General features: G+C 65.2%; 9 protein-coding genes. 7 read left to right on the forward strand and 2 right to left on the reverse strand.

Annotated elements, in window-relative coordinates; genetic code table 11:
• On the reverse strand, positions 1 to 1,105 hold a 1,105-nt coding region (iscB, locus tag ABT130_RS46270; RefSeq protein ID WP_350966297.1), incomplete at its 3' end, for an RNA-guided endonuclease IscB.
• Positions 1,106 to 1,355: 250 nt separating this feature from the next.
• On the opposite strand from iscB, the gene ABT130_RS46275 reads away from it, so the two are divergent.
• Positions 1,356 to 1,856: a GNAT family N-acetyltransferase gene (locus ABT130_RS46275; RefSeq protein ID WP_350966305.1), complete on the forward strand. Its 501-nt coding sequence runs from the start codon at positions 1,356 to 1,358 to the stop codon at positions 1,854 to 1,856.
• A gap of 257 nt (positions 1,857 to 2,113) precedes the next feature.
• On the opposite strand, the gene ABT130_RS46280 is transcribed toward ABT130_RS46275, so the two are convergent.
• Positions 2,114 to 2,629 (reverse strand): hypothetical protein, encoded by a 516-nt coding sequence (locus ABT130_RS46280; protein WP_350966298.1) that lies wholly within the window; start codon positions 2,627 to 2,629, stop codon positions 2,114 to 2,116.
• 323 nt (positions 2,630 to 2,952) lie between these two features.
• Here ABT130_RS46280 and ABT130_RS46285 point away from each other — a divergent pair, with 323 nt between their 5' ends.
• The 6 genes from ABT130_RS46285 to ABT130_RS46310 all read left to right on the forward strand — a co-directional run bounded on the left by ABT130_RS46285 (position 2,953) and on the right by ABT130_RS46310 (position 7,401).
• Positions 2,953 to 3,429, forward strand: coding sequence for a hypothetical protein (locus ABT130_RS46285; RefSeq protein ID WP_350966299.1), 477 nt, complete (start codon positions 2,953 to 2,955; stop codon positions 3,427 to 3,429).
• A gap of 281 nt (positions 3,430 to 3,710) precedes the next feature.
• Positions 3,711 to 4,736: a WD40 repeat domain-containing protein gene (locus ABT130_RS46290; protein ID WP_350966300.1), complete on the forward strand. Its 1,026-nt coding sequence runs from the start codon at positions 3,711 to 3,713 to the stop codon at positions 4,734 to 4,736.
• A 288-nt stretch (positions 4,737 to 5,024) separates the two neighbouring features.
• Positions 5,025 to 5,324 (forward strand): ATP-binding protein, encoded by a 300-nt coding sequence (locus ABT130_RS46295; protein ID WP_350966301.1) that lies wholly within the window; start codon positions 5,025 to 5,027, stop codon positions 5,322 to 5,324.
• Between the two features lie 412 nt (positions 5,325 to 5,736).
• A complete protein-coding gene (locus tag ABT130_RS46300; protein ID WP_350966302.1) occupies positions 5,737 to 6,579 on the forward strand; it encodes a sigma factor-like helix-turn-helix DNA-binding protein in 843 nt (280 codons plus the stop codon).
• Between the two features lies 1 nt (position 6,580).
• Positions 6,581 to 7,066, forward strand: a complete 486-nt coding sequence (locus ABT130_RS46305; RefSeq protein ID WP_350966303.1) for a hypothetical protein — start codon at positions 6,581 to 6,583, stop codon at positions 7,064 to 7,066.
• A 17-nt stretch (positions 7,067 to 7,083) separates the two neighbouring features.
• The gene (locus ABT130_RS46310) at positions 7,084 to 7,401 is read left to right on the forward strand and encodes a hypothetical protein (RefSeq protein WP_350966304.1); all 318 of its coding nucleotides are present in this window, start codon (positions 7,084 to 7,086) and stop codon (positions 7,399 to 7,401) included.
• Positions 7,402 to 7,785: the final 384 nt, after the last annotated feature.

The following is a 7,785-nucleotide window of genomic DNA, read 5'->3' on the forward strand; positions in this document are numbered from 1 at the left end:
CGGTGGCGAACCCCTTGACGTGCTTGGTCCGGGGGAGTCGTAGCCGGGGGAAGCCGTAGCGGTCGGTGCGGGTACGGCAGTAGGTGCCGCGCCCGATCGCCTTGACCACGAGCACGGTGGACGGCCAGGCGGTCACGGTGTCGAGCGAGCCGACGTGCAGCGCGTCCAACGTGTGCGACTTGGCGGCGCCGATACGGGAGCGGTTCCACTTCGTGCGGCCACCGGAGGCGGTGTGAACCGACAGGCCGGTCGCCTCCAGGGCCCGCCACAGCGCCCACCGGGTGGCGTTGACCGCGGCGGCGTCCCGTAGCGGAGCCTTCGCCTGCCGGAGGATCCTCGCGAGGAGGGCGGGTTTGTCCTTGAGGAATTCCTGAACGGGGGTGGCGTTCTTGGTCTGGTTGCAGCCGATGCAGGCCAGGGTGAGGTTGCTGATCCGGTCCGAGCCGCCCCGGCTGCGGGGGTGGATGTGGTCGAGGTTGAGCGGTACGCCGCTGGCGCCGCAGTAGGCGCAGGTGCGCCCCCATTTGGCGAGCAGGTATTCGCGGACCTCGTACCCGGCGAGGGTGCCCTGCTGGTATTCCGCTCCTTCGAGCGGCTTGCCCGCCGAGAGGGTGTGGGTGTCGAAGGAGACCTTCTCCACGTGGACGGTGGTGACGGGTGCCCACCGGGTGAGCCGCGCCACCCATGACATGGTGGTGTCGATGCGGTGTCGCAGGGACGGCGCGAGCCACCCTTTCGGTTTGGTGCGGTTGAGGAACCGGGGGGAGCGGTAGCGCAGGTTCGCGCTGCGGCGTCGCCGTCGATACCGCGAGCGGGCGGTGAGCCTGTCGCGGATCGCCGCGCCTCGGTGGTCGAGTTGGATCGCATACCGTCCGGCCCGGCTCCCCTCATGGTTGGTGAACACGGCCAGGCCGGTGTGCTTGCTGCCAGGGTCGATGCCCACGTGCACGCCTTCGACGGTCGAGGTCGCCACGTCGCGGTCTTTGAGGCGGATGACGAACGGGGTGTGGCGGTGAACCACCGCCCGTCCGGCCGCCAGCAGGCGGCGGGCACGAGCGGGATGGCAGGGGTCGAGCGGGTGGCCGCGGGCGTCCAAGACGAACACGACGGGGTGAACCTCACGGTTGGCTCCCTCGGACGCCGCAGCGCCCTGGGGGTGACGCCGAACGGACCGGGTGCCGGTCGGTTCGATCTCCCCTCGCCCAGGTCGAACACCAGGTACCGCCTGGCGGCGGTGTCCGTGAGCCGTTTCGTGCCCACCCTCGGGCGTGTCTGCTCCCACGGATTCGAGAGCCTGGGGCTGAGGAAGCACCCCAAGGTCGGTCTGCGATCTTGTGTTCAACGTAGCCATCACAATGCACCTCCTTGAGCTGACGGCTAGGGCTGGTCAACGCGGGGCTTGTCAAGCGCATCGCTGCACCTCAAGCCCCCTCCTTCAGGAGCGGGTCGTTGACGGCGGCTTGCCGGGACGAACTGGCCATCTCGGCCTCGGAGGTCGAGAAGCTGCGAACCATGGTGGCCGAACACAACGGCCGCGTCCTGGGTTTCGCCACTCTGGAAGGGAACCCGCCGGAGGGGCCTTGGGCATGCTCTTCGTCGAACCGGACGCCATCGGCCAAGGCGTCGGCCGCCGCCTGTTCGAGCATGCCGTCGCCGCTGCGGGGGACCTCGGCTTCGCGCGCCTGACCATCGACGCGGACCCGAACGCGGAACCGTTCTACCTGGCCATGGGCGCCACCAGAATCGGCGCGACCCCCTCAGGGGCCATCCCTGGGCGGTTGCTACCCCTACTCGCGATCACCATTGTCGGACGCGACGCCGAGGACGAGATTCCAGTTACTGATCTCTCCTCCTGAGTCAGGGTGCGCGACCGCCGCCACTCACTCCCCGACCGCATCGACAGGGGATCCGGACTGCCGACGGTTTTACAGGCCATGCCCGTTCTCAGCGGTCTACAGTCCCTGACCTGCGGCAGGGCTTCTCTTCCCGTCAGCGACGAGCTTGATCATTACCCGCATATCGCACGCCAGAACCGAACCTCACCGCGACCGCCCGTAGCCGAGGGAAGGGCCATGGGGCTCTGCCTTGTGATTCGACGACCGAGCGGTATCGATCATGCACACATCCAGCAGTAGAGCATCTGATCGTCCTTCTTCGCTCGGCGTGCCAGTCCGACAAGCTCCTCGACCAGAGAGAGCATGTATCCCACGTCAACCGAGGTGAAGTGCGAGAACTCCTCGATCTTCGCCCAGCGTTCCGCCACCACCGGGAGGCGTGAGTCACCCGCGCCGGCGAGGATGTCGCGCGCGTTCACCGGCAACTCGGCGATACCTGGTCCGTCCAGGTAGGGGGAGTCTTCCGGCAGGGCATCCCACTCCTCGTCACTTTGCGGGGTGCCCTCCGGTGGCGGGTACAAGGGCACCGTATCGACCAGATCCGTGGAGAAGTCGACATCGCCGATGAACGCCACAAGCTGCCCCAGGATCACATGAGGGTCGATCCACTTGGTCTCCACGGCGTCGAACTCGGGAGTTCTGCGAGAAGGGTCAGCGATCACACGGGAATGTTCCGGCTGGACGATTGCTGTCTCACGATCCGCAGCTCGGTAGTACTCATAGAAAACGCCCATGCGAGTGCTCCTGTCCTGGCATGCGAAACATGGTCAGCTTCTCGGCCAACGGGCAAGCTAGAGGATGTCGCCGCATCCGCGAAAGAGCGGCCCGGGGTCGGCATGGCGCACGGTACACGCCTCGTCTGAACTGATCTTCTCGTCTGCCTCGACCCACCACGAGCCGGCCTGCTGGGCTTGCCTGGGCCGTAGCAGGCGGGAGGATCCGGCCCACCTCAGCCATTCACGGTCTCGCGCTGGAACGTCGATCATCCCGGAGCCGAAGTGCCCCTGTCAGGGGCTGCTCTTGGGTAAAGGGGGTAGGCAACCGGCATAATCGTGGCGTGTTCAATAAGATGCCTGGTCCATTCAGACTCCTCATGGGCGTGCTGCTGTTGTCATTGGCGATTCGTGGTCTCAAGTGGATAAGCGGTGTGGATCCCTACGTGCGTGGACCGTTCGATTGGGCGTTCTTGATCGCCGCAGGTCTTGGCATGGCTCTTGCGCTGGCGGTGGCCGTGGCGGGTTTTCGAAAGGCACACAGACGTGAATACGGTGAGCCTGCGCTAGGGGAAGCACCTGATGGGCCGCGTAATCGCCTGCTCATATCCTCGGGAGGCATGTTCATAGTGATGGCGGCGGTGCTGTCGTCGATTCTCTCGCTGCTCGCGTCCACGGATGGCGGGGACCCTTACACAACGGGGCCGCTCGATTGGGCCTCGTGGGCGAGCATGGGGCTCGTCTTCGTGTTGCTTTTCGGACTGATTGCCTGGATCGCGGGTAAGGGTCTCATGCAGCGGGAGCGGATTGGCCGACATTGATCGGAAAGACGCCGTAGGCACTGCGTAGTGGCTGGGGTCGGTGGTCGGAACGACCTCAAGGCGACGGCGCGGCCCTGGTGCGGCGAGTTGATAGGTGTGGCGGGCGGCCCGATTCCCGCCGCCGTTCGGGACCGGCGCCCACGCCGCACGCCCGGACGGCGGGCGGTGGGAGGGCCGTGCGGCGGCGCGCCGCGCCGCCGCCTTGATGCCTTCGTGGCTCACACATATTCCGCGCGCCCCCCACCTGATCTATGGTGATCGTCGTCAATTGGAGGTCACCCGTGAACAGGCTCGGCCGACGAGGCTTCGTGTTCGTATCTCTCATGATGGGCGCGGTTGTTTCGCAACCGATCAACACCGCCGCGGCCTATCGAGAGTCCTCTACAGTACATGTCGAGGTATCAACGAGAATCGCGAAGCCGCCTGCCCCGACTCTCCCGAAAAAGCTGTCGGAGCCGATCCGGTATGCCTACTCGCCCTGTGGTGACTTCGGGAAGACGTGTGGCGTGTGGCACGTGGTCACCACCTCCGGAAAGCAGTGGGCAGTCCGTGACGCGCTACCGGACGAAGACCTGGGCAAGATCGCTGTGTCACCGGATGGCGTCCGGCTCGCTTACGTGCTCGCCAAGAGCGAACGCCTCGTGATCCGCGACCTTAAGCGAGGGATGGTCCGTGTCGTCCCAACCCCGAAGAGTTGGCAAGGGGGGGAGATGTCTTTCGGGTTCTCCCGCAACAGTCGCTGGTTGGCAGTCGACTCGATAGGCGGCCACCCCAAGTCGCGTGCCATCCGATATGACGTGAAAACCGCCAAGGTTCTCACTCTCCCACGGGCGTGTTGTGTCATCGGCATCTCTGATGTAGGCACAACCTTCGTGGCCGTTCACAAGGACTCCGCCAAGACAACGGAGGCGAGCGCTGTGCGTCCGGGGAGGACGTCAAAGGTCCGTTTTCCGATTCTCCCCTACCTGATGCTGTCGAAGACTCACGTCTCTCCCGATGGCCACCTGCTTGCATTCGATGGCGAGAAGTATGGCGTGCCATCCCGCACCATTGGCACCTTGGATGCGAAGACCGGCCAGATCGTTAGCCGTGTCACCCCCGATATCGACGGTCTACGGGAGATCGAAAGCTTTGTCTACTGGTACGACACCAGCAGGGTGCTCATTCATATCGAGACAAAGGGGTATGAACCCCAGCTCTACCTGGTCGATGTCCATACCGGCCGTGCGGAGCGAGTGTTGTTGCCCGAGGAGGCGTTCGATCTCCACTCCGTGATCGTGAGCTCACATGTCGAGGTCGCCGAGTGAGGCTCCGGCGACGAGAGCGAAACAAGGTCGGTCAAGCTTGGCATCAGTACTGCTTCGGTCACTCCCGTGCCGGATCGGACACGGGATGGAGCTCCGGCTTATCGCCTGGTTGGCTGCAGTCTCATTCAATCGGGTGAGAGTGAGCTCTGCGGGCGCGTCATTCACAGAGACTTGTCGGCGCTTGTGGGTGGAGGCTGACGATGTACTTCCCCTGAGAAGGCGCCTTCCCTATGTCTGCAGCCATTTGATCAGTCATATCTATCTACTTAACGTCGATTCGTTCCGTCGTTGGAGTGGACGGTGCGGCCCGAGTGGCGGGCCGCGCGAGAACGGCCTCCGAGGCCGCACGCGCAGCGTGCGACCCGCAAGTCCGTCCGGGTACAGGGCAAGCGGCTCTGGCTCGGCGTCCTGGACGAGGGTGGCCCCCACTCACCGCATCCGCTTCTCACTCAGTCCGACGAGGAGGGAGGGCGGGGCCTGGCGCTGGTCGCCGGATTGGCGACGAACTGGGGTGTGACCGGAGATGAAACGGGCCGCATCGTGTGGGCCGTTCTGGATCTGCTTTCCCGGCCGGCGGTACGGCAGTGAGCTGTCTGGCTGCTCACGTTCCGATCCCCCAAGTCGATCATGCTCGGCTTACCTGGATGGACCCGCGACTTGGTGAGCGGTGCCGGGTGCTTGCCTGGACCTGTCACTGCCGCTCGGTCGTCTACGAGCTGTGCGCCTCGGGCGGTCAGGGCTTCCTTCGTCGGACCGTGCAGGGAACACCTCGCACCGTCCAGGAGACCGGCCGGACACGCATGGCCGAAGGTCAAGAGCTGTGGGCGGCGATGCTGACGGGCCGCGCTCGATGACCAGGGGTGTGCCAAAGCGTCGTTCGGCGATCCGGGCAGCAAGCCTGAAAACAGGCGAAACTCTTAAACCCGTACTGTCAAGGGGGATAGACGGCATTTCGTCTAGGGGTCTAGACTCGGCGGAGCACCACCGAAAGGGAACCACCGTGCCACCGAGTGACCTTGAGCGGATCGCCGCCATCGACGACCCGTACCTGTTGATCCGGACCGCGACCGAACGGCTGAGCGCCGCTCAACAGGAGGTCACCGAGCTGGCCCGGCTACGACGTCGGGTGATTCAAGAGCTGCATGCCCAAGGTGTCTCCTACGCGCAGATCGCCGAACAAGCCGGGCTCTCACGCGGGCGCATTCACCAGATCAAACACACCGGACCAGCCCCGGAAGGCGCGTTCCTCGGCACGGGCATGGTCACCGTGGTCACCCCCCTGCGGCTCGACCCCGAGAAGAAGCGGCCCGTCCTCGCCCTGGACGACATGCGCTCGGGCCAGCGCCTGGAAGAGCTCGCCAAATCCTTCGGGCTCGCCGTCGCCTCGGACAACGTCACCATCGACGGTCAGATCGACCTCGACCGGCCCAACCTCGTGGTCGTCTGCGGCCCCCGTATGTCCGAGGCGATGCAGGCGGCCTACGACACCGACCCCGTCATTCGGTGGGAACGCGACGACCTCGGCTGGCTGCTGCGCGACACCCGTACCGGTGTCGCTTACCGGTCGGGCACCCAGGTCGTCCCGGAGCAGCCGACCGATTCGGCTTATCTCGGCCGTCTCCCCCGGCCGGACGGCAACGGCACCTTCCTGGCCATCGCCGGAATCCGCACCAACGGCTCCCTCGGCGTGGTGGACCTGCTCACCTCGGAGATCGCGACGATCTGGGGACAGGTCGGAGACCAGCGCTTCTCCACCGTGGTCAGCGTGGAGTACGACCCCGACAGCGGGGAACCAACCCGAACCAAACTTGCCAGTCCGCTCTATCGACACGAGGACGACTGACATGCGGCTCACCCTTGCCACCGAACCCGCCTATCCCGACCGACCAAACGAAGACTTCATCGGCGCTACCCCTGATGCCGTCGTTCTCCTGGACGGCGCCGGCACCCCTGCGGATCTGGAATCGGGCTGCTCCCACGGCGTCGCCTGGTATTCACATACCCTCGGCTCGACTCTCCTGGCCGGAATGACCCAAAGCGCCGACTCCTTGACCACGATCCTGGCCGCAGGGATCAAAGCGACAGCCTCGATGCATGACTTCTGCTGCGACCTCTCTCATCCCGGCTCGCCCTCGGCCACCGTGGTCATGCTCCGCCGTACGGCCGACACCCTGGACTGGCTCGTGCTGGCCGACTCCGTGCTCGTCCTCGACGTCCTCGATGCCGACCCCATGGTCATCTGCGACGAGCGGGAAGCCCTGACCGGTAACCGCTACCGGGATCCGATGAACGCCGCTGCCGGGGGACCCCGGAATACCTCCAGGCACTGAGCCGCTACATGGAGGCCATGCGCGCACACCGCAACGTCGACGGGGGATTCTGGGTTGCCGCGGTCGATCCCCTGGCCGCAGAACAGGCGTTGACCGGAACGGTGCCGGTCGACCGGGTACGGGCCGTTGCGGTCCTGAGTGACGGAGCGTCCCGGCTCGTCGACCGATTCGGCCTGGCCACCTGGCGGCAACTCCTCGACCTCGTCGACCACGACGGCCCAGCCGAGCTGATTCGTCAGGTCCGCGAGGCCGAACGCTCCGATCCGAACGGCTCCCGCTGGCCGCGAGGGAAGATCTTCGATGATGCCACGGCCGTCTACGGCAGGATCACCTGACGAAGGAAGCAGCACGCTGCCCTGCCAGTTGTGCCGACGGAAGACAGAGGTCATACGCAAGTGGCCAGTCGCGACCCCGACGTACATCTCGGACGTGTGAGCCAGTAACCGCCCCTGACGCTCTACGCCTTCAATCAACCCGGAGATGTCCTACGCCGTGTAGGCCTCCTTGCGTTATGCACATGTGTCCACACCGCTCATGCGCGATGCCGGGGAACGCCTGGCCTCGGCGCTCTGGGGGAGTCCTGAACCCCCGTTGCAACTAGGGCTGCAACTATGACGCCCTTGAAGATCAAAAAAGGCCCTCTCCCGAAATCTGGGAGAGGGCCTCTGAACTGCGGAGGCTCGGGGATTTGAACCCCGGATGGGCGGTAAACCCAAACC

It is taken from the genome of Streptosporangium sp. NPDC001681 (assembly GCF_040298085.1).
In the GTDB taxonomy this organism is placed as follows: Bacteria; Actinomycetota; Actinomycetes; order Streptosporangiales; family Streptosporangiaceae; genus Streptosporangium.